The organism is Mesorhizobium sp. M0898, from assembly GCF_040319695.1.
Taxonomy (GTDB): domain Bacteria; phylum Pseudomonadota; class Alphaproteobacteria; order Rhizobiales; family Rhizobiaceae; genus Mesorhizobium.
In genome coordinates this window covers 1-2,654 of sequence record NZ_JAMYOE010000111.1, presented here as the reverse complement: position 1 = coordinate 2,654, position 2,654 = coordinate 1, and the positions used below count along the sequence as shown (strand labels likewise).

Here is a 2,654-nt window from a genome sequence, read left to right as displayed (position 1 = left end):
GTCGCGGATCTGGAGGCCAGCACGACGGCGCGCTTCGAAGCGTCGGCCAAGACAGGCAAGGTCCGCAGGTTCAAGGAGTTCGTTGACGGCGCCCGCGGCGCGGCCGGGCCGGCAGCACTCAGGCGACTATAACGGGCGCAGAGCCGACCCTGCGGCTTCCAGACATTGTCGTGTACAGCTTCAGACCCTCAAGCCGAGCCCGCAGGGCCTCGGCTTACCTTTTACGGGGCGGCGGTACGTCCAAGCCGCTTCAACAGTTAAGAATTTCGCAAAGACGATACCCCCGGATCGTCGAGCTTCCGCTGCCACTTCCCGCATTCGCCGAGGCGGTCAATGACCCGCCCTTCACAATAGTTATCCGGCAAGCATCTGGATGCGAGAGATAATGTTGCGGGAGGCATCTCTCATGGCTTCTACACCTGCCTGAACGCCAGAACCGCGTTCGTGCCGCCAAAGGCGAAGGAGTTGCTCAGTGCCACGCGCACCTTGCGCTCGCGTGCCACATTGGGCGTGACGTCGAGATCGCAATCGGGGTCCAGCTCACGATAATTGGCAGTCGGCGGCACGACGCTCTCGCGGATAGCCATCACGCAGGCGATCAACTCGAGCGCGCCGGACGCGCCGAGGCAATGCGCGTGCATGGACTTGGTAGAAGAAATGGACATTGAGAAGGCGTGCTGACCGAAGACGCGCTTGATCGCCGCCGTCTCGATCTGGTCGTTGGCCTTGGTGCCGGTGCCGTGCGCGTTGAGATAGTCGACATCCTCGGCGTCCAGCCTGGCATCGGCAAGGCAGGCCCGCATTGCTGCCTCCGGCCCCTCGACAGTCGGCGCGACGATGTCGGACGCATCGGCGGAAAGGCCGGCACCGGCAATTTCGGCAAGGATGGTGGCGCCCCGAGCCAGGGCATGCTCGTAGCTTTCCAGCACCGCCATGCCGGCGCCTTCACCAAGCGACAGGCCCTGGCGATCGGCCGAGAATGGCCGGCAAGTATCGGGCGAAAGCACGCGGATCGCTTCCCATGCCTTCAGCACACCCCATATGAGCGGCGCTTCGCTGCCGCCGGCAAGCATCACGTCGGCCCGGCCGAGCCTGATCTGGTCCACCGCGCAGGCAATCGCATGGTTTGCCGAGGAACAGGCGGACGTGACGCCGAAGACCGGCCCGCGCAGACCAAGACTCATGCTGACCTGGCCGGCAGCGGCACCCGGCATCGCCTTGGGTACAGTCAAGAGAGCGGCACGCTTACCGCCCAGAAGGATGGCGCGGTAGGTTTGCTCGATCGCATCCCACCCGCAGCCGCCAACGCCCACCGTCGCACCGAAGCGATAGCTATTTCCCTCTTTGGAGGAAAGTCCGGCCTGACGCATGGCTTCGCGCGCCGCAAGCACAGCGAGCAGGCTGAAGCGGTCCATGGAGATGAGTTGCTTGCCGTCGATGTCATGCTCCGGCAGCGCCTTGATCTCGGCACCGATCCTGACCCTCAATTCATGGAGCTCGGAGTTGACGATTGGGCCGATGGCGGAGCGGCCTTCTCGCATCTCTGTCCAAATGGCGGCGGCGTTGGTCCCAAGCCCGCAAATACCGCCAATCCCAGTAATCACGACGCGCCTGTCCATTCACACCCCCTTGGCGAGCAAGCTGCGCACGGCTTCCACCATGTCCCCAACATTCTGGAGATCCGACCATGCCTCGGCCGTATTCATCTCGATCTGGATGCCGTAGGCCTGCTCCAGGTCCCAGAGAACGTCCGCCAATCCCAGTGAATCGATACCGAGCGAAGTCAGTCCCGTGGCAGCCGTTATCTCGCCGCCTGTGGCAGGCGCTATGCCGCCCTCCGACGCGGCGCGCTTCTTGATAATGGCGATTATTTCGTTGGCGAGTTGATCTGCCATCTTGTTCCTTTCCAGCTTGCGTTTTCGGCGTCGTTCAAAACCCGAGTCGCGTCGCGTTGCCAAAATTGCCCCTCATAGAGCCTGTGCGACCGACCAAGCCCAATGCCCATAGGAACCGGACGAGTTCCGGCTTCTGCGGCGTCAGCCCGATGACGAAGAACAGTCGCCGGCCTCCCGCTTTTGCGCCAGCACATCAAGAATCTGCGTGTAAATGGATAGGAACCGTCGTCAAACGTCAGCTAAACGCTGCGACGGTGGGTGCTGTCAGCGTATTCACTCGGCACCTCATATGTAATCGAGATGTTTCATAGCTCCGGACCAGTTGCGATCAACTATTGTACCGGTCCGCCATTCGTCGGAGAGTTCGACATGATCGGAGCGCTGCCTCTCATTCCCAGTACAATCTCCACCGCATGCGACAGATTTCCTCTTTCGGGCTCTTCTCAAGGGACTCGCCACGCGATAGAGGCAGTGATCGGCGCACGTGAGGTCCTGCCAAGTCCATGCGACATTCCGGAAAATTGGTAAAATCGTTTGTTTCAATCAAATGCATCCACGCTATGGATAGCTAAGACATGCGTTTCAAAGGGCTCGATCTGAATCTTCTCGTCGTTCTCGACGCGCTGCTGAGCGAGCGCGGCCTCACGGCGGCGGCACGCCGCATCAACCTAACCAAATTCATGGGGGTTGGTGGATGTGGCGCAAGCCGTTGAAATGACGTAGGATTTGGTTGCTTAAGCCGATCCGAACCATTTCCCG

General features: G+C 61.0%; 2 protein-coding genes and 2 pseudogenes. 2 read left to right on the top strand and 2 right to left on the bottom strand.

The features are described from left to right. Nucleotides 1-256: 256 nt before the first annotated feature. A pseudogene (locus tag NKH90_RS34375) lies at nucleotides 257-427 on the top strand (LysR family transcriptional regulator); the annotation flags it as partial. Here NKH90_RS34375 and NKH90_RS34370 read toward each other — a convergent pair. Together NKH90_RS34370 and NKH90_RS34365 are read right to left on the bottom strand one after the other, a co-directional pair. Then, nucleotides 414-1,619, bottom strand: a complete 1,206-nt coding sequence (locus NKH90_RS34370; protein ID WP_352453892.1) for a beta-ketoacyl-[acyl-carrier-protein] synthase family protein — start codon at nucleotides 1,617-1,619, stop codon at nucleotides 414-416. The pseudogene NKH90_RS34375 and the gene NKH90_RS34370 overlap by 14 nt on opposite strands. After that, a complete protein-coding gene (locus NKH90_RS34365) occupies nucleotides 1,620-1,895 on the bottom strand; it encodes an acyl carrier protein (protein ID WP_352458906.1) in 276 nt (91 codons plus the stop codon). A gap of 575 nt (nucleotides 1,896-2,470) precedes the next feature. Here NKH90_RS34365 and NKH90_RS34360 point away from each other — a divergent pair. After that, a pseudogene (locus NKH90_RS34360) lies at nucleotides 2,471-2,572 on the top strand (LysR family transcriptional regulator); the annotation flags it as partial. Nucleotides 2,573-2,654 lie beyond the last annotated feature (82 nt).